This is a genomic window from Caballeronia sp. SEWSISQ10-4 2, from assembly GCF_030464885.1.
Lineage (GTDB): Bacteria > Pseudomonadota > Gammaproteobacteria > Burkholderiales > Burkholderiaceae > Caballeronia.
In genome coordinates this window covers 1-19,091 of record NZ_JALPRJ010000081.1, presented here as the reverse complement: position 1 = coordinate 19,091, position 19,091 = coordinate 1, and the positions used below count along the sequence as shown (strand labels likewise).

General features: G+C 60.4%; 19 protein-coding genes. All 19 read right to left on the bottom strand.

The features are described 5' to 3' along the window. Positions 1 to 3: 3 nt before the first annotated feature. Positions 4 to 573: a DUF3540 domain-containing protein gene (locus M0D69_RS35680; RefSeq protein ID WP_301786533.1), complete on the bottom strand. Its 570-nt coding sequence runs from the start codon at positions 571 to 573 to the stop codon at positions 4 to 6. Further along, positions 570 to 1,676, bottom strand: a complete 1,107-nt coding sequence (locus tag M0D69_RS35675) for a pentapeptide repeat-containing protein (RefSeq protein WP_301786532.1) — start codon at positions 1,674 to 1,676, stop codon at positions 570 to 572. The genes M0D69_RS35680 and M0D69_RS35675 overlap by 4 nt, the downstream gene beginning before the upstream one ends. After that, the gene (locus M0D69_RS35670; protein WP_301786531.1) at positions 1,673 to 4,321 is read right to left on the bottom strand and encodes a DUF2169 domain-containing protein; all 2,649 of its coding nucleotides are present in this window, start codon (positions 4,319 to 4,321) and stop codon (positions 1,673 to 1,675) included. The genes M0D69_RS35675 and M0D69_RS35670 overlap by 4 nt, the downstream gene beginning before the upstream one ends. A gap of 7 nt (positions 4,322 to 4,328) precedes the next feature. Continuing rightward, a complete protein-coding gene (locus M0D69_RS35665) occupies positions 4,329 to 6,953 on the bottom strand; it encodes a contractile injection system protein, VgrG/Pvc8 family (RefSeq protein ID WP_301786530.1) in 2,625 nt (874 codons plus the stop codon). Beyond that, positions 6,950 to 8,245 (bottom strand): type VI secretion system baseplate subunit TssG, encoded by a 1,296-nt coding sequence (locus M0D69_RS35660; protein WP_301786529.1) that lies wholly within the window; start codon positions 8,243 to 8,245, stop codon positions 6,950 to 6,952. The genes M0D69_RS35665 and M0D69_RS35660 overlap by 4 nt, the downstream gene beginning before the upstream one ends. After that, on the bottom strand, positions 8,209 to 10,053 hold the full coding sequence (tssF, locus tag M0D69_RS35655; protein ID WP_301786528.1) for a type VI secretion system baseplate subunit TssF: 1,845 nt from the start codon (positions 10,051 to 10,053) through the stop codon (positions 8,209 to 8,211). The genes M0D69_RS35660 and tssF overlap by 37 nt, the downstream gene beginning before the upstream one ends. Further along, positions 10,050 to 10,460 carry a type VI secretion system baseplate subunit TssE gene (tssE, locus tag M0D69_RS35650; protein ID WP_301786527.1) on the bottom strand — a complete coding sequence of 137 codons (411 nt, stop codon included), beginning with the start codon at positions 10,458 to 10,460 and terminating at the stop codon, positions 10,050 to 10,052. The genes tssF and tssE overlap by 4 nt, the downstream gene beginning before the upstream one ends. Before the next feature lie 99 nt (positions 10,461 to 10,559). Then, positions 10,560 to 11,126 carry a type VI secretion system tube protein Hcp gene (locus M0D69_RS35645; RefSeq protein ID WP_301786526.1) on the bottom strand — a complete coding sequence of 189 codons (567 nt, stop codon included), beginning with the start codon at positions 11,124 to 11,126 and terminating at the stop codon, positions 10,560 to 10,562. A gap of 36 nt (positions 11,127 to 11,162) precedes the next feature. Then, entirely contained in the window at positions 11,163 to 13,529 is a 2,367-nt protein-coding gene (tssC, locus tag M0D69_RS35640) for a type VI secretion system contractile sheath large subunit (RefSeq protein ID WP_301786525.1), read from the bottom strand. A gap of 487 nt (positions 13,530 to 14,016) precedes the next feature. Continuing rightward, entirely contained in the window at positions 14,017 to 14,256 is a 240-nt protein-coding gene (locus M0D69_RS35635; protein ID WP_301786524.1) for a hypothetical protein, read from the bottom strand. Positions 14,257 to 14,331: 75 nt separating this feature from the next. Further along, positions 14,332 to 15,306 carry a sigma 54-interacting transcriptional regulator gene (locus M0D69_RS35630; protein ID WP_301786523.1) on the bottom strand — a complete coding sequence of 325 codons (975 nt, stop codon included), beginning with the start codon at positions 15,304 to 15,306 and terminating at the stop codon, positions 14,332 to 14,334. 561 nt (positions 15,307 to 15,867) lie between these two features. Next, positions 15,868 to 16,389: a hypothetical protein gene (locus M0D69_RS35625; RefSeq protein WP_301786522.1), complete on the bottom strand. Its 522-nt coding sequence runs from the start codon at positions 16,387 to 16,389 to the stop codon at positions 15,868 to 15,870. Positions 16,390 to 16,721: 332 nt separating this feature from the next. After that, positions 16,722 to 16,916 (bottom strand): YqaE/Pmp3 family membrane protein, encoded by a 195-nt coding sequence (locus M0D69_RS35620; RefSeq protein ID WP_301786521.1) that lies wholly within the window; start codon positions 16,914 to 16,916, stop codon positions 16,722 to 16,724. 44 nt (positions 16,917 to 16,960) lie between these two features. After that, the gene (locus M0D69_RS35615; protein WP_301786520.1) at positions 16,961 to 17,110 is read right to left on the bottom strand and encodes a hypothetical protein; all 150 of its coding nucleotides are present in this window, start codon (positions 17,108 to 17,110) and stop codon (positions 16,961 to 16,963) included. Positions 17,111 to 17,128: 18 nt separating this feature from the next. Beyond that, positions 17,129 to 17,371, bottom strand: a complete 243-nt coding sequence (locus M0D69_RS35610; RefSeq protein WP_301786519.1) for a hypothetical protein — start codon at positions 17,369 to 17,371, stop codon at positions 17,129 to 17,131. A gap of 41 nt (positions 17,372 to 17,412) precedes the next feature. Beyond that, entirely contained in the window at positions 17,413 to 17,676 is a 264-nt protein-coding gene (locus tag M0D69_RS35605) for a Txe/YoeB family addiction module toxin (protein WP_301786518.1), read from the bottom strand. Then, positions 17,673 to 17,933 (bottom strand): type II toxin-antitoxin system Phd/YefM family antitoxin, encoded by a 261-nt coding sequence (locus tag M0D69_RS35600; RefSeq protein ID WP_301786517.1) that lies wholly within the window; start codon positions 17,931 to 17,933, stop codon positions 17,673 to 17,675. Before M0D69_RS35600 ends, M0D69_RS35605 begins: the two co-directional genes overlap by 4 nt. A gap of 103 nt (positions 17,934 to 18,036) precedes the next feature. After that, a complete protein-coding gene (locus M0D69_RS35595) occupies positions 18,037 to 18,198 on the bottom strand; it encodes a hypothetical protein (protein WP_301786516.1) in 162 nt (53 codons plus the stop codon). Between the two features lie 148 nt (positions 18,199 to 18,346). Further along, positions 18,347 to 18,964: a YitT family protein gene (locus M0D69_RS35590; protein WP_301786515.1), complete on the bottom strand. Its 618-nt coding sequence runs from the start codon at positions 18,962 to 18,964 to the stop codon at positions 18,347 to 18,349. Positions 18,965 to 19,091 lie beyond the last annotated feature (127 nt).

Sequence of the window (19,091 nt, the reverse complement as noted above, 5' to 3'; positions counted from 1 at the left end):
GCTTCAACCCATTGAAATGCGATCGGCGTCGACCTTGACGTCTTTTTCCGCGGTGATCATCACTTGCTTACCATGCTGGCGCAGCAGCTGATCGACATCGAGCAAGTAATGTTCAGCGTGACCTACGTAGTGCCGGAAGGCATCCACCACGCTTTCCGTCACCGTACGAAAAAGATCATTCGCCGTGACGTTCAGCGTGCCGGTCGCCGCCACGATATCGGCGTGTTTCATCGATCGCAGCGCGGCGCGCTCGGTCGCGACAATATCGATCGACACCTGCGCAATCGTCAGTTTGGTCGCACCGGGTACGGTGAGTACGACATCGTTGGATGCGCCATCCGACTCAGCGTCGCGCGCGAGAATATGCACGATGTAGCGGCTGCCGTCGGCGCGCTCGGCCACCAGCACCACGTCACCTACGCGCGGTTCGATCAGGCACGTCAGCGCGGTGGCGGCAACGCGGCCGTCGTCGAGCAGAAAGCGCTGGGTATCGAGTTCGACCGCGACGGTCGCTTCCTGCATGCGTGGCGCAAGCGGCACGGCTTGGCGTTGTTTCAGCAACTCTTCATTCATCTCAGCGTCTCCAGTTGCAACGTGGCGTGCTGGGCAGCGAGCAGCGCCTCGTCGGTCGATTTCATCCGGTAGGTGTGAGCGCCCGCAAACGACACCGGGTCGAAGCGCGCGTCGTGCAAGCTGGCGTGTTGCAACTGCGCGCGCTCGAACGACACGCGTTCACCACGAGCGTGATCGAATTGAGCGTAGGACAGCTGCGCGTCGTCGAACGACACATCGGCCAGAAGGCTCCTATGCCACACCGTTTGTTCAAGGTTCGCTCGCGTAAAGTGCACGCGCGCCAAGCGGGCATCGACAAATAACGCACCGGTCAGCGTGACGCGCGACAGATCGAGGTCGCTCAATTGCGCGCCAAGCAGCAGCGCACGCTCGGCGTGCAAGCCGCTGACTCGCGTGCGCGCGAATACCGCGTTGCGGCAATTTGCTTCGGTCAGCGTCGCGTCGGTCAAATCGGCATCGGTGAAATTGCAGCCCTGCAGCGTGCAGCGAAGCAAGCTGATACCCGCCAGGGCAAGTCCCGAAAAGTCGCAGTCCATCAGCACGGACGTATTCGCGTTGAGACCCGTAAGATGCGCTGCGCGCAAATCGGTGCTGGCAAGCGCGGCCTGATCGAGGCGCGCTTCCGTGAAATCTGCGCCCGCTAGACCGCAGTTGAACAACACGCTGCGCAACAGCGTCAAGCCTGCGCATTGCGCGCCGGTCAAGACGCATTCCGACAGCGTGGAGAGCTGCAGCGTCGCCTGGCGCCAGTCCGACGCAGCGGCGTCGCACTGCATCAGCGTCAGATAGGCAGCCTGCACACCCGAAAAATTCGCACCGACGCAGCTGCATCCAATGAAGGACGTCCGCTTGAGTGTCGTGGCGCCCAATTGCGCGCCGGACAGATTGCAATACAGGAACTTCGCCACGCTCAGATCGGCGCCGCGTAGATCCGATCCCACAAGGCACACGTTCTTGAAGATCGTATTGGTCAAGTCCACGCCACGCAAGTCGGCATTGGACAGGTCAAGGTCAGTCACCGGACGGCCGAGTGCGCGTTGCTTTGCGATCTCGGCGAACGCAGCGGTGTGGACAGACGCCGGCAATTGCGGTAGCGCGCTCATGCGATCGCCCTCCTGCCCGCTTCAAGCTGCACGCCGTGAATATTCGTTCGGATGAAAATGGCATCGCTGGTGTCGGCCTGAAACAGGCTTGCGCCGGCCAGCGATGCATCGGTGAAATTCGCCGCGCGGCAGACTGCTCTATACAGATTGGCGCGCTCGGCCCGCACGCCCGACAGGTTCGCAGCGGTGAACAGACAGCCGCTGAAGTGGCCATCCGAAAGCTGCGCGCGCGAGAGATCAGCGCGGCCAAAATCACACGCCTGGAGCGTGGCGCCGCGCCAGTCGCTGCCGTTCAGCACCGCTTGCTGCCAGCTGCAATGTTCCGCGCGCAGGCCGGCAAGCCGTGCGTTCGACCAGTCGCCGGCGAGCCCGCCCGCCACTACGTCGATCAGCGTTGCGCCTTCAAACGATGCCTGCGTGAGCTTTGCGTCCATCAGCACGGTCTTGCGCAGTGTCGCGCCGGCGAATGTGGCACCGCTCAGGTCGGCGCGCATCAGCACAGTCGACGACAGTTGTGCGCCCTGCCAATCGCTTCCGCCAGCAAGAGCGTTGAGGAATATTGCATGTCCAGCCGACACACGATGCAAGCGCGCGCCGACAAGCCCGATGCCGGATGCGAGGCAATTGTCGAGGCGAGCATCGCTTAGGTCGGCGGCAGGCCATTGCGCATCGAGTGCCCACGCCTTGCTGAGATCAGCGCCCGCAAACACACTATGCGCGCCCGTGCTATGGCTCAGATTGGCATTGATTAGCGTGGCACGAGAGAAGTCAGCGCCGTCGAGCGCCGCGCCGGTCAGTACGGCGCTATCGAGCCGTGCGCCGGCCAGACGCGTGTTGCGCAGATCGGCATTTTCCAGCTGCACTTCCCGCAGATCCGCATTCGTCAGATCGAGACCCGAGAGATTGAAGCCGGCCATATCGCGCCCCGCGAGCGACACGCCCGCGCGATACCACTGCTCGACCTGCAAGCCAAGCCAGCGCGCCAGTTCGGGCGGCAACGGACCATCAGGATCGGTGTAGCTCAGACGCGCGCGGCGCGCGGCGCGCTGTTGTCCGGCTTGGGCGGCTAACACGGCGGTTAGTTTGTCGTGGTCGGCAACGGTGGGCGAGACGCCGGTAGGCAGCGTGCGCCGGGCCGATGCTGACAGTGTTGTGCAGGTGTCGAGGGGCAAGATGTCTGTGGCCGGTTCGCTGGCGCGTGTCAGGGCCGCTTCCCGGCGCGCGATCAGATCGGGTGCAGGAGCATCAGCGCTTACCACGGGCAGCGGCAGCGCGGCTTGCAAGCTCGCAGCGTGCGCGCGCGCTTCGGCAAGCATCGATTGGGCGCTCGCCAATATCGGGCTCAAATCGAAGTCGGATTCCGCGATACTCACGCGATCAAGCATAGGTAAACTTGTTCGGACTCCTGCTCCAGCGGTAGTTTCCGAAGCGGGCGTGGTACCGCTTGTCATATGAAAATCGGCAAGCTGCGCCGCGAGCCGCGCTTGCTGTGTGGCTGCTGCATCGGCCGCGCGTGCGGCGCTCGCCGTGCTCCGCGCAACGAGCGTGGGGGCATCGAAATCAGCGGCGAGGTCCGACTCGTTGAACAGATGCGCCGCCGCAACCGCGGGGTCGGTCCGCCGTGCGTAGACATCGGCGTAGTGGGCATACGAGCGCGGCCTATCGCGATGTTCATAAGCCACCATCACCGCTTTAATATCGAAACCGAGCGAATCCGCGTGCGACGTTTCGCCGTGGTAAAGCGCAACGCCGAGCAAGAGGCCTGGGAAGAACCACACCGTGTCAAAGTGAAGCTGGACTGGCTCGATTGCAGCTGCACCGCTACGCTGGATGAACGCGCGTGCGCTGAGTGGCGGCACCTGCCCTTCGATCACGTTGTGCTGAGGATGCATGCCGGCCAGCCGATACGCTTCGCCGCCTTGCAGATACGCATTGAGCCATTGATCAGCCGGTGCGCGCTGGAACAAGGCCGGCTTCGCACTGGACGAGAACCCAGGCGCTTCCTGTGCAAGCCACTTCGTGCCGTAACGCCCGGCGTGTTGCGTGCGCGCTTGCCAGTCGAATGCAAGCGGACCGAAACCGGCCGGCGCATAGCGCACCCAGTGACGCCGCACCGGGTCGCCCGCCAGTTCGAGATTCGGCATCGGCCGGCTGTTCGTGCCGATCAACGCCGCCAGGCGATTGCGATCGTAGCCGCATCCGATCGGGTTGCCGGGATGATGCGGACCACCAAACGCGTTTGTGTAGCTAAGCGGCATCGCAACAAATGGCTTGGGCTCGTCGATGCGCAACCATGGGTCATAGCGCCACGCACGTTCGCCGATAACGTCCAGCGTCTTCTCGATACCGGCGGCCGATAACGTCACCTGCATCCGCTCAACCGGCTTGCCATTCGGTGCGTACGCGTTGCCGGCCAGCAGCAATTCTGCACGCGGCTTGAGCAATACTTCATCCAGCGGCTGTGTGATGCCATGCTCGGCCAGCGCCTTGAGCACACCGGGCCATTGTTCGTTTTCCGTCGCGAAGCGCTGCACCGGTTCGCCGAGCTTGAAAAAGCCCAGCGCGGACACAACAAACCGCCGCTCGCCGCCGATCAGATACGAGCGGGTCAGGACACCGAGGCTTAGTGGTTTAACGACTTTCATGGCGTGCTCACAGGTAAATGTGGATCACGCCAACGATCGTGATCGTCGCGTTCGTTGTGTTCACCTCAGGACTCTCTGCATCTTCGTTGATGCGGATGCCGGGGCCGGCCAGCGAAATGGTGTGGCTCGACGCCGACATTGACACCTGCGAGTGCATGCCGGAGATCGTGATGTCCGTGCTGGCGCCCGACACGTTCAGCCGCGTCGTCGCGCCGGCTATGGTCACCGCTGTGGTCACGCCCTGCATGTCGACCGTCGTCGACTCACGCACCGTATTGGTCGAATCCTGTTTGCCGGTCGTGGTCGTCGACCTTGAGGTTTCTGTCGTGCTGGTTGTGTCGGATGTACCGGTCGTCGTGACGCTGGTGTGGCTGCCGGTGGTCGAGGTCTCGATCGAGGTGCCGACTACGTTCGTGTTGTTCGAGATGTCGGTCGTGTTGTTGCTGGTCGATTTTCGGGTGACGGAAGTCGACTGGTTTTCCTCGATAGTCGAGTAAGACGCGCTGACCCCCGTCACCGTATTGACCGACGACGAATTGCCGATCACGTTACTTAGGCTGGTGGTGTCGCCGTGATTGGTCGATTCGCTGTGAGTGTCTCCGTACACGGTATTCAGGTTCACGGAGACCGCACCGGGTGCGGGCGACGGTGCGGGTTGCGCGAGCGCGGGGCTTGACTGACCCACAATGTTCTCGCTATAGCTGCTGCCGACAGCCGAGAAATTCTGCTGCTGGGCGGCCCAGCTTTGACTGTGGGTCGAGCCATATGCCAACGAGCGGCTGAGCAAACCCTGCTCCTTTTGCTCGGAGGTCGAGTAGCTGTAGCTCGCACCTTGCGAGTAGCTGGTTTCACGATATTGCTGGGTGGCGTACTCCCGAGTGACCGTATCTATCGCCTGATCGAGCGTGCTGTCCAGCGATACGTCCGAGTGCGCGCCGAACCGGATGTTCTGGCTATCGCTGTAGCTGGTCGAAAAGGTGTTGCCGATTGCCGTGGTCGAAGTCCAGCCCGAAGGACTCACTGCACGCGTGCCGTTTGCATGGACGATGCTCTGGATCTCCGGCAGTTCCGATTCGTCCTGCGCGCGCGCCACGATCACCGTCACACCGACTTCCGGCACCGTCTGCATATGTCCGGCCAACTTCACCCAGACCCGCTGCGCTGTCGCGTTCGCCGCGTTGTCGGTTGCAAAGTTCACGTAGACACCCTTCGCCTGCAACGTAGTCGGACTCGCGTCGCGGTCGATCTGGTCGCTCGTCACCATCTCGAAGTTCTGACGTGTGTAGTAGCGCCAGTCCTTCGGCGTGCTGCTGCCGTCCGCGTCCACCACGGTGGCGAGCACGGACCCTTGCTGCGTCTGTTCAATCGAAAAGGGGGTAATCAGGCCATCCTGATCAGTCGCGCTGAAACTGTTCCGGTAGTCGCCGTCAAGACTCGCTTCGTGTGATACCTCGGTGAGCACGAACACCTGCTTGTCGAGCGAGGACTGGATGGGTTGACCGGCCGTGCCGCTAGTTGGCATCGACAACGTGAAGCGATGGCCGACACGCATCTGCGCACACGTACTCGCGCCGGTGAAACGCTCGGCGGATGCGCTCCGCGACGCATCTGCAACGCTCGCCGATTCACGTGCCTGCCAGTCGCTCACGCCGTACTGGAATTGCCGGTATTGCGTGAATGGCAACGCGCCCGGATCGGTCGGACCGGCTGCATAGGTCAGAAACGTCGGAATAGCGTCAAGGTCCCATGCTTCTTGCTGGCGCGCCAGCACGCACTCCACGCCGCTGGTCACGAGCGACTGTTCGTACGTGTATTGCGACACCACGTCGGCTTGCGTGAGCCCGAGCGCGCTCGTGTCGACCGACGTATAGTGCAACGGCCGGTCGAACGGAATTGGGGGGTAATGCGTGGTGTTCGAAAACATCACGGTGTGGGTGTCGCCGGTATGCGTGAAGTAGTAGTGAATCTGCGCTTTGCCCATCAGCCGCTGCAACAGCGCATAGTCGGATTCGCCCGCCTGCATCCAGTTCTGCGTGCGGGTCTGCGCGAGATTGTGAGTCCCGGCAATGCCCGCCAGCGAGCAACGGATACCGTGTTCGCCCATCAGCATTTCGATGGATTGCGCCACGCTTTTCTGCACCAGCACGCGATAGCGATTGGTCAGCGAGAGCTTCCACAGCGCAGGCTTGACGCTCGCCTTGTAGACGCCCGGCTCGCTCATCGAAAATGCGGTGACAATGCCATTGAAAAGCGACAACGACGGGTTCGGTCCACCGCCCTTCAACGCATCAGCAAACCGGTCGTTCGACGCGCCGGTGAGCGCCTCCAGCAACGTGTCTTCCGGCAGGCGAAAATCGGGCCGGTCGATACCGAAAGTGACTGGCCTTCCGATCAATTGCTCGAAACGCAGCGTCGGCACATGTTTTTTCGTCGATGTATTCGCACGGAGTTCGAGCTGGAACTCGAACGGTTCCGATACCTTCTCCTGACCGCTGATTTTCGTCGCGCGAAAGGTTTCGGAGCCGATCGTGACACCACCGGGCAGAAACAGGGCGACATGCAGGAAGACCGCCGGCGCCAGTGCGTCGATCTTCTCGATACGGGTCGTTCCAATCATGTCCGACGTACTCATTGAAACGACTCCGTGGATGCATCGGAACGGTCAACGGACGGATCGCCCACGATCATGAAACTGACCTGGCGCATGACTTCATGCAAGGCATCTGCATCGTGTTCGGATGAACTCGCCAGCCACGCCGTCTGACCGAGCCGCAGCCCCATGTAAGGCACTCCGGTGGGCTGCGCGCTCGAAGGCGCGGTGTCGCCCAGGCCGGGCGTCGCGGTCAGCATGGATTGCGGCAACTGCGCGGCACGTGTCGTCAATTCGATCGTGCAGTCGACGCGCCGATCGAACAGCAAGCGCACCATGTGTACGAGCCCGAGATAGCCGTCGAGCGGCGCGTCGTCGGGTTGTGTGCGGCTAGAAGAATCTGTTGCGATAGACGGTGCGGTCCACGGCGGCGGCAGAAGTCTGCACAACCGTCCATAGTCCACGTCGGGCACATGCAGACGCACGCCGGCCATCTCGTTCCAGACTTGCGCGCCGAGAACGGCATCGCCGCCGAGCGTTGCCTGACGGCCAAGGCTCGGCCATTGTTGCGCCGACAATGGCCGCCAGCCGCCCACGAGCGGCACCAGTTGCGTCGCCGGGACGCCGAGGTACTGGCGCAACGCTGTCAGTGCGGCTGCAGCGCTGCGTCGCGGGTCTGCCAGTGTCGCAGTCATGCCGAGCCATGCACGGCGCGGCAAGGCGATCTGCGCCTCGGCATCGCGCGAACCCACTCCGGCGATGCTAGCCAGAAAATCCGCCTGGAGTGTGTCCTGCGGCAGCGCGTAATCGAGCGCCACGTCCTGGCGGGCCTTCAATTGATGACGCAATATGTTGACGCGGTGGTTAAACACGTCGAGGAACGCGGCAAAGGTCTGATCGTCGTCGCGTAGCCGGTCCCGCACCCAATCCACAAAGGGTTCCGGCAACGGCCCAAGTTCACTCGCGATGCAATAGTTAGGCGTACGGATTTCAACCATGCCAGTCTTTACGGAAGCAGCCTGCTGCGTTGCCGGGGTTACGGGCGTAGCGGCGCTGTCCAGCGACGTGCAGGCGGTCACCTCACAACCGGGGAAAGCCGGCGACAAATCGGCGCGAAAGCGCAGCCGCTGTGAGAATCCTGCGAAACTGCGCGTGTCGGCCTCGCCGCTCATCAGGCGCCACATAAGCCGTTGCTTGAGCTTGAGAGCCGCTGCCGGGCTCGCTGAATCGCGCACACGTAACAGCCGCACGAGCTGGAACACGTCGATGCGTTCGGGCTCGCCGAACAGCAGTTCTTCTACAGTAGCGGTGTCGCGCCAGCGAGTGAGGGCCATTCTTTCAGGACTCCCTTGATGTCGTTGACGCTGATACGCAGCGCGACCGCGGTATTGACTGCGCTATACAGAGCGAAAAAGCGCCGCAGCACTTCACCGAACAAAATCACGCTGCCTTCCGCAAAGCTCGACCGGTCGAGCGACAGGTCAACCCGCAAGCCATCTACATAACCGCGCCAGGCATCGTCGCCGCGACGCAGCATCACGCGCACAGTGCGCATGTCGCGAATCCCATCGATCTGGTTTAAACCGTCTTCGCCGCGCATACCGACGTGCTGCTTGAGTAGGTCCTTCAACGCGGCCAGCGCCTGAGGCCCTTCCGCCAGCGACAACCGGTTGAGCGCAAGCTGGGTTGCCAGCGCCCAAGGCCGCGCGCCAATCAACCGTGGCGTCTGATGCGCCGTCACCGCGCTCGCCAGATGGGCGTTCGTGATCGGCCCGGCGCCTTCGAGACGAAGCGGAGCATCCTGGCGAAGCTGTTCCGGCAGGTTGCGATTAGTACAGAGTGCCTGACCGCCGAGTGTTTCGTCAGCGGGCCGCCCGAGGTTGAACGTCGCGTCGAGAAACGATACGTAGAGTTCCGTGCCCTGCACATCGCCCAACTGCGATTCCTCGCGCCGAGTCATGTAAAAATAGTCTTGCGATTGCAGGCGCTGGAAGTCGTCCATCGAAAAATACGGCGCGAGAGCGCGCGGCGCTTCGCCGGGCCGCGTCGAGTAAAGCTCGGTCAGCGAATACACTTCACAATAGGCGTGCTTCAATGCATCGCCCTGCAGGCGGTATTCATAACGCGTGTGATCCAGCGCGATGGGTTCGAGCCGTTGCGGAAACAGATTAATCAGTGGCACGCAATTGAGCCGCAGCAGATCGCGCGGCAACGCGGCGATCACGTCGAGCGGCTGGGTGCCGATGAACATCAGGTCGAATGTGGTCGCACCTGTGCTAAAGGTCAGTCCCTCGACATCGAAGAAAAGGAATTTCTCGGAGAATGCGAAGTACTCCTGCAGCAGCCGATAGCCGGGATGTGTGTTGTCGCTGACCTTGAGCATCGCCTGCTGCTCTTCGAAGCCGCACCATTTTAACGCCTCGGGTGGCAAGGTCTGGCGCGGCCCGGCAGGCTCGCCGTTTGCGTCGAGCGGCTGGGCGACGATCTTCTTGAGTCCCAGCGTGAGCATCTCGTAGAAGGTATGCAGGTCGTTGGACGCACAGCTCAGATAAAAGCGCAGCTTCTCGATCTTTAATTCATTCAGCGTCCCCGCGCCGGTGCGATGCAGCCGCACGCTCAGCACAGAGCGCAGGCTCGGGTCGTGCCAATCCGCAGGATCAAGCGACCCGGCACTGGGCGCGACGAGCCGGATCCCGTCGATTACGAGCGGTACCAGCGGCGTTTCATAGCATGTGGTGAAACGGCAGGTGACCGGATTGCCGCGCGTGTCGTGACCACTGCCCGTGAAGAGGCGACCGCGCTCGAGCACCTGGCGCTTGGCAAAATTCGCGCCGTCCGGCTTGACGTCGAAGGTGCCGATTGCCATGCAAGGCAGAGGCGACGACAAATGCGGGTACAGATGATCGGTCAGCGCATTGGGCAATGACGCCATGCCGAGATCGAGCTGATAGCGCAGGCGTCCGGCCAAAAAGGCGAACGACTGCACCATCAGTTCAACTTGTGGATCGGTCGAGCGTCCCTGGCCCAGGCCGAGCGCACCCGCAGCGGCCGGATAACTGCGCGAGAAGATCGCGGCGTCCGTGCGCAACGCGGTCAGCTCCGCGTTGAAGTAATCGGCGAGCGTGGTATCGGCAAGCCTCATCGCAGCACAACTTCCAGCGCAGCGCCCGTGCCAGCGTCGACCACGATGCGGAACGGCTGCGCGTCGGCCGTGCACAGCCGGCCGGAAACGCGCAAGCGGTTCGGCATCAGAGGATTGCGGTCGGGAACCAGCGTTACCTCGACGTTCGCGAGGCGCGGCTCGAAGCGTTCGATCATGCGCGCAAGACGCGCCGCGTAGCGCCGCAGTCCGGCCTCACCGTTAGCCGACACGTCCACCACGTTGAGCATGCCGAAGCCGAGCAGATCACTGTCGTCGCCCGCTTTCCGCGGCCGCGTGGCGACCATCCGCTGAATCTGCGCAGCAACGGCCTCACCCAGGTCCACGGGTTCGGCGAAGCCGGCCCCGATGGGCGTGGCGGCAGCGAGGCGTTCGAACAAATAGCGCATGGTGCAGGAGCCTTTGACGGTTGGACGGGCGACTGATCGCCGGATAGCGGCCGGTATCGCCGCCCCGCGGAAAAATCAGTCGGGTGATTGATCAGGCGATCAGTCGGTAAACTGACCAATCGGCCGGTTGCGCGCGATACTCCAGCCGGTCGCGAGATTGCCGGCCGGACCGGTATCTGCGCGTTGCACCGTGTAGGTCCAGAGGATCTCGGTGAAATTGAGCTTGAACTGCTCGGTGGGCATATCGTCCGGATGCGACTGGAACTGGATTTCGCTGATGATCGCGTCGCGCAACTGGAACGTCATGATGTTGCCGGTGGTTTCACCCGAGTTGCGCGCGATATACAGCTTGGTCGGCTGCGCCTTTCCCTTGCCGAGCGGCTGTGCCCGCAAGCAATACTCGTAGAACTTCACGGAGGTCTTGTCGACGTACTTGGTGCACGTGAACTCGGTGATGATCGGCCGCCCGGAGGTACGTGCCGAGTTGCTGACATCCGTGGTCACCTGCTGCTTCATGCCCTGGTGAACCGACACCAGTTCGATACATTCGCCGAGCGCCAGCACCTGATCGCGCCAGGTGTTATCGATCAGGCTACCGCCGTTGTCCCAGCTATTCGCACCGCCGAAGACATCGGCGTCGCCCGGTTGCAACAAAATAAGATCCATCGTTGTTCCTTGTCGTGATGAGTGGCGCGTGACGCCTTAGGACGAGACTTTCGGCAGGTCCGCGACGAGACGGATCGACGCGGTTAATTCCTCGAGCTGGAAGTGCGGCTTCAGGAACATCGTTGCCTTGTAGCTGCCCGGCGCGCCCGGCACCTCCGTGACCACAATGCGGGCCGAGCGCAGCGGATAGCTAGCCTTCACGTCTTGCGTCGCGTTGTCATCGAGCAGTACATATTGTGAGATCCAGTTATTCAGGAATGCTTCAAGTGTTCCCCGGTTCTGGAAGGCACCCACCTTCCTGCGCACCAGGACCTTCACGTAGTGCGCAAAGCGCGAAGCAGCCAGCATGTACGGCAGGCGTGCCGACAACTGCGCGTTGGCGTTCGCTTCGTCGGACTGGTAAGCGATCGGCTTATTGACGGTCTGCCCGCCGAAGAACACCGCCTTCGACGATCCCTTGCTGTGACATAGCGCGATGAAACCCAGGTCGCTCAATTCCTTTTCGCGGCGATCAGTAATGGCTACTTCCGTCGGACAGAACAGCACCTCGGAGCCGCGATCGGTGCGGTATTCGTAGAGTGGCAAGCCGTCCACCATACCGCCGCCCTCTTCGCCACGGATAGCTGCAGTCCATTGATACAGCGAGAACGCGATGGTGATCCGCTGGACCAGCGCATAGGCCGCGTTGCCCCACAGAAATTTGCTGTCGGTATCAATATCGGCGAACTTCGTGCCGTTTTCGTCGGCGTTCAGGTTGGCCGGATCCGTCGAGGGACGCACACCGGTACTGGAGATATCCTCGATGTAGTTGAACCCTACTGGCGCGACCGTGTAGTCGTATGGCAAGCGCAATAGCAGACGCGGCAACACGAGCGTGGCATACCGTGAGTCTTCGGTCTGGCGGAAGTCGTTGAAGGAATTCCAGTGAGTGCCTTCGAAGATTTTCTGCAGATCGCGCGGTTTGCCTAATTGCGAAAAGTCCTGCAAGGCGAACATGGCGGGCGCGGCACCGGCAATGAGCGGCGCGTGCGCGGCAGCGGCGACCTGCGTCATCTTGCTGAGAAACTCGACGTCGAGCGCACTGTTGGAGATCGGGAAATCGGTCAGCAGGAGGCTGTACGGATTACCTCCCAGCGTGCCGTATTCGCCCTCGTAGACGAGTTTGAACATCAGGCTCTGATCGAATTCGGCCGCAGTCTCAAGATCTCTGGACAACTCGTCGCGGCGAGTGTTGAACACCTTGAGCTTGAGCATCGAGCCGGTTTCGGTGTTCGCCACGAGACTCGCGAGGCTACGCCATGTGGCTTCTAGCGTCTGAAACGACGGCGCGTGCATGATCGCGTCGAGATTGGCGCTGAGCGCGGCGTCGACTTGGACCACCGCGTCGTCGATCCACTGCACGGCGCGTTTGGCCGGCGGTGTGTTTTGCGCGGTGATCGGAGCGATAACGGCTTCGTTGAAGTGGCCGATGGTAATCAGCGCGTCTTGCCAGTCGGCGGCGGGAGGTTGAGGTGTGGTTGTTCCGGCGCCAGCGGTGCCCGCTCCAGCGGTGCCAGCTCCAGCAGTATCGGTTCCAGCAGTACCAGCTTCAGCAGTACCAGCTTCAGCGGTACCGGCCACCGCGGCACCAGCAGCTCCAGTAGCATCGGCTACAATCGGAGCGGTACCCGTGCTTGCCCCTTGAGCCTGATTTACTGCCGGTGCCGCGTTCGTGGTCGGTACCGGCGGCTGCGTAGTAGCGAGCCGGCCCATCAGTTGCGCGACCACGTTGTCCGCGGTTAATTGCGCCGGCGGCACCAGTTTGTCAGTCGCTTCAGGCGTCAGGCCGAGCGCGGCCCAAACGGACGGACCGTTCGGTTTTTTCGGGTCGGTGCTGACCGGATATTTATCGGCTATAGCCTTGCGCAACGGCGCCTGATCCGGCGCGCAGATCTGGTCGAGTGTAGCGGCCAGCTCGTCGTCGATCTCAGCGCGCGCTTGCAACCCACGCACGTTACCGCGCAACGCGTTGCGCGCAGCCAGCCGCGGCACCTGCTGTACCACCGCTATCGGCGAGAAATCGTCGAGCGTGCGAAACAGCAAGTTGGTGGGGTCATGCTCGGGGTTACCCCCCGGCTTGGTGGGCGGCAGCGCGACCGTCGACAACGAAACGCTCGCACCCGACGCCTTCATGATGTCGTAGATATTGTCGCGATCGATCTCGATGAACTCGCGCTGCTTGTACGGAATCGGCGTGTCCGGACCGCCTGCATCGCCCGCGAGATTCGCGAAGATGCCGACGATGAACGGAAGTTGCGTCGCCGGTTCCGCGCCGCCCGTCTCTACGTCGTAGGTGATCCGAACGCGCGGTGGTCGCACCCGCGTCAGCTTCTGCTGGACGTTGTCGTCCTCGATAAACCCCATGTGCTCGCCTCGCTTCAATCGGTTGGGAAAGAGAAGACGAACAAGGCCCCGCTTGATCGGATGCTCCTCTCTGTCTTTGTTCTTACAAGCTTCGTGCCAGCTTGTATTGATCGCCGAAAAGCCATACTGGGCGGTCGTTACAGCCATCCCGACAGGTACTGGACGGCGGCTGGCATGGGCGGTGTTCCACCCAGGCCGATGCGCCTGCTGAACGCGCTTTCTGCGCAATCGAATGCTGGCTCCGGGCTGGATGAGGTGAGGCGAAAGATCCCCATGCGATGGGTCGAATTCAACCCAGCAACAGGCAGCACGAAGTTGACCGTGCGGCCGCGTGATTGCGGCCATGGACTTGTTGAAACTTTCGTTGAATTGCTGAGTGGGTTCGAAGCGGGAGGGACCGGACGGCTCAACGCATCACAAAACGAGGACGACAGGAGAGCGACAGAAGGACGGCAGGAGGACTACGGGATGATGCGAACAGTGCCGATCAATCGGCGGCCGTGCGCACAGCGCGCCATAGCAGGCGGTTGCCGATGGGCACGCATGCGACGAGCCCTTCGTCGAACAACAGTTCGAGCGCGGCCTGGGTAATGTCGAGCGACGGATGAGCGAGGTCGTGACCGACCCAGACGATATGCACGCCTTCTACCGTGTCGGCAGCAGTGGGATTTTCACGCAGATAGCGGGTGATGCGATGAGCGACCATGCGCATCAAATCGGCGTTCATGGTGAGAGCCAATGGAGCCGGCCGGCGTGCTCGCAGGCAACCGGGCGGCATGCCCAGCCGCGCAAGCCAGTGCACTCAAATTGAACGATCGCGAGCAAGACCATGTTTGCGGACCAGTTTGCCAAACGCGCTGCGCTCCTCACCCGCAAGCCGCGCAGCCAGTGACAGGTTGCCGTTCGATTCCGCCAGCAGGCGGCGTAGATATTCGGTTTCGAAGCTTGCGATAGCCGCGGCCTTCTCCGTTCGAAAGCCACGTGTCGTGACTGGCCCTTCGGCTGGCGGCGCAGCACCGGGCAAAACGGTTGTCCCTAGTCTGACCGAATGATCGTCGCTCAGCAAGAATGCACGATGCACCGTATTTTCAAGTTCGCGTACGTTGCCCGGCCACGTATGCATCCGAAGATGATTCAGCGACTCCGCGTCGAAGCGCATGTCGTCTTTCGCGTAACGGGCGCGCAAACGCTCAAGAAACACATGCGCCAGTTCAACGACGTCGTCACTGCGTTCGCGCAACGGTGGAATCCGCAGCGTCACGACATCGAGTCGATAGAGCAAGTCGCGTCTGAAATGCCGTGCTTCGGAGAGTGCGGTTAGGTTCGCGTTGGTCGCCACGACGATGCGCACATTCGCTTTACGCGTCTTCGCACCGCCGACACGCCGATACGTCCCGTCCTGCAGAAAACGCAGCAGCGCGGCTTGCGCCTTAAGTCCGAGCGCATCGATTTCGTCTAGAAACAGCGTACCGCCATCTGCTTCGCCGATCAATCCGGGACTTTCCATCTTTGCATCGGTGAACGCGCCGCGCTCGTGACCGAACAACTCGCTTTCCACCAGCATTTCCGGCAGCGCGCCGCAATTGACCGGCACAAAGGGTCGTTGCTTACGTTCTCCCAGGTAGTGAATAGCGCGCACTACCAGTTCCTTGCCCGTGCCGGTCTCGCCCAGCACCATCACCGGTACGTCCACGCTGGAAATCTTTTCTATTTGCCGTCTCATCGCTTGCATGGCTTCAGACGAACCTAGCAGATTGAGACGAACGAACTGGTTCATGCGTGCTCCGGGATCTAGCTGTTGGTTGGTCAACTCGCGGCTAGAGCGCGGTCTTGTGCTGTGAATCTGGCGCTATCCGGCGGTGACTTCATGGGCAAATGCAGTGCAGCAGTGCGGATTACCCGATAACTGCTTAACGGACGGCCAGGGAAAAACTTTAGCTACTTCTGTTGGATATATTTTGCTGGTTGTAGCGCAGCTTAAAGCGCGACTGTCACTTGATTACCTGACTCAGTCTTTCGTTTTGCCAACGGCAGGTTGACGGATCTTGTTCCAAGTCAGGCGTCCGACCGATTGCTTCGCTACGAGAGGCACTCACAATACCCGTAACCAAGAATTATCGTCAATCGCAAACGTTGTTACGGGCCGTGATAGCAGCGCTCATCAAAACGAGCATCGCGGTCACGACCATCGAGTGACGCCTTTCAACAATCCCGCTTTCCATGTCGGCTGTTTTCCGTTGTTAAAAACGCTTGCGCAAACCGTGATGCCAAGCCGCTCAATGACAAAAAAACTACGAGTCCGTGGGACACAATTCGAGAGGTCATCGTCATGCTTTTCCTATTTCGACTCGTTCACGCTCATGAGACCCCGATCAAGCTCGGCCGTCACTGCGTCGACCTTATCCGACGCAAGGTCCGTGAAAGACGGTAGTGCCCGCATTGCCTGATTGAGCACGCGAATGCCCATGCTCAGCAGCATAGCGACTACTTCGGGGTCGGGTTCCACGCGATACTGCAACTCGAATTTCTGTCCCGCATGTCGAGCCATGAGGGCCGTGAGGTTGGATGCACGAATGTGCAAAGGACGCCATACGCGATGTACAAATCCTCCAATGGCACTCACAAATGACAGGACAGCCAGCACCACTTTCCCGTATTCCTTGAACGTTACATCGCTCATGAAGCTGGCGAGCGCTCCAGACAGGATCGACATAACGAAGGCCGCGCCGGCGCAGACGTGCCACGCAAAAAAATTGAAGGTCGATGACGATTCGTAGAATTTAAGCTCGTCGTCTTCCAACCGCGAAATGAGGTCAGTCAGGAGCTTGCGGTGACCGTCCGCATCGGCAAACGTTTCCACAGTTCTTCCCCCCTTTTTCCTATCGCCGTTCGGTTGTTTTCCTATCGCCGTTCGGTTGCTATGTGACGGGCCAAAACCTCCAAGTGCTGCCGTAGATCGGTCGATTGATTTTCGATGCTGCATCCATGCCACAGGCCGGACGGGCCAATGGGAAACCGACTGTACGGCACTCCCAGCCTCTCAAGCAGACGATCCTTTTCATACCAGGGTCCCGCGCCGTGTCTAAGTTCGACGAAAACTTGGCCTCGATCTCTGGTGATCTGAATCTCAATCACTTCGCTCGCATACCGGCCGACGTGCGGGACGCTCGCGCGTCGAATGTTTTTCAGCTGTCAGCCGCGGGTCGAAAGAGCACGCTCGATTTTCTTGTCCGTCTTGTATTGGCTCAAAGCGTAGACGGACCAGATCGCGGCAGGAATCCAGCCGATGATCGTGAGCTGGAGCAGGAGGCAAATGATCCCGGTGAACGGACGGCCGATCGTGAAGAATTGAAGCCACGGCAAAATCAAGGCAAGCAAAAGACGCATTTCGATCCTCATTTGGTTGGTCGTACTTCTTTATCTTTTCCCTTCTAGTAACCGGCGGCCATCACCGCGCCGAGCATCGCCGCGCAAGCGATTGGCAAGATGGTTAGCTTCCACTTGCCCAGGCTGATCCCCCACGCGCTCACGGCCACGAGTCCAACAGCTTCAATCGAACGAATGATATTCAGTGTCGTCACGATGTTTCCCGACCTACCTCAGCGGCCGAGGCCGTGATCCGGTAGCGCCCAACCCGAGCGGCCGTCCGTACGAGCAACCACCGTCCCTTCAGCGTCGTAAACCGCAAGGGCTCCGTCCGCAGAAAACCGCTCATAATCGATAGTTGTGGCAGCGGATTTGATCAGTTCACCCAGCGTTTCCACACTTGCCCAGTCGTCTGCATAAAATGTAGAAACGTTGCTGTTGTCGTCTCGTAATTCCAACTTATACAGCAGGCTCATATTCTTTCCTTAGTCTTTTCCTTGAATTCCGGCTCGGACCATCAGTAGTGGTAGCGGCACGAGATGATGTTGATCTGCGTATCCGTAACCTCATAGACTAGACGATTGGTTTCGTCGATGCGTCGCGACCAAAAACCTGTCAAGTTCGCCTTCAGCGGTTCAGGTTTTCCAATACCCTCGAGTGGCGTTCGTTGAGTATCTTTGACAAGCTGATTGATTCGTTTAAGCGTCTTCTTATCTTGCCCCTGCCAATAGACATAGTCGTCCCATGCCTCGGCGGTCCACATGATGTTCAAGGCGCTCATGCGCCAGCTTCGTCCAGCTTGCGTGACTTGACTTTGCCCGCGCGCAATTGCGAAATAGACCGCTCAAGATGAGCAACGTTCGCTGGTGAGCGAAGCAGGTAAACCGTCTCCATCAAGCTGTCGTAATGCTCCTGTGACATGACAATCGCATTGGGTGCATCGCGGCGAGTGATAAGCGTAACGTCGACGTCATCAACCACGTTATCGATCACCTGCTTAAGGTTAGCGCGCGCGTCGGTGAAAGGGATTGTGCGCATTTGTTCTCCTTGAGTTGATCTGTACCGAAAGATGTACAAGTGTAACACATCCGACCGAAACATGTACAACTATCTGTACATGCGCGTTTTTCCGTTTCCGTGTTCAATTACTGAGTCTGCTGAACACCGCATTGAAACCCGAAAGCCAGTCAGACCACTTGGCACCTTCTGCCATAAAGCTGAACGGGTTGTCGTCTTGCGTTTGACTATTGCGGCAAGCCTGCTTATCCGCCTCATACGCTGCGTCCAGCTCTTCTGTCGTCACGACCCCTCTGTATTCCGATGCTTACTTAGCTTCGTTGGAAGGACGGACATGCTCGTTCAGCATCGCCCTTGTATTCCGGGCCGCTCGACGTAGCGTAACGTCGATCGCTTGCTCAGCGCGTGGTGCCTGTATAGCGGCCCGGGCGATGCTACGCGACGACCATCGCGCTCATCGCTACGGCACTGATCGCCGACCAGCCGACCCGGCCGGCCTCAATGACCAGTGTGGACGTTAGCAGGATCATCGCATCGATACACACTTGCGTAATACCGGCGTTTATGCCGCGCACGCGTTGCAGCCATAGTGTGACGACACCGGTACCGCCGACGCCCGCGCCGTGCCGCGCGAGCGCGAGGACGCCCATGCCGCACAGCGTGCCGCCCACCAATGCCGCGAACAGCGGGTCCACGAATGCAATTCTTAGCGTCTGGGGCATCGCCGCGAGGGCGAACGTGATGCCGCAGCTCGTGATCGTCGATTTGATCGCGAAGCGCGGCCCCATCACGAAGTGCGCGAAGATGAAGAACGGAATGTTCACCAACGTGAAGATGGTGCCTACAGATAGCGGAAAGACGTACGAGGCTAGCAGCGCAATCCCTGCGATACCGCCGGTGACGAGTCCGGCTGCCTTGAGCAGCACGAGCCCGATCACAACAAAAGCCATGCCGACGATCATCCCGTAGATGTCTTCAAACACGGAGTGCGGCGTCACGCTTGTGTCGCCGGCCGGAATGGCGCCAGATACGGAGCCCGATTCATGCTTCATGATGTCACGCAGTCAGATCAAGACGACGGATCGAATCCTCCTAGTACCACTGTGTTACAAAATAAGGCATGGTTCGCTTATCTTCAAGCACATTGTGAGGAGAGCGATGGAAACTACTTCGAAGAGA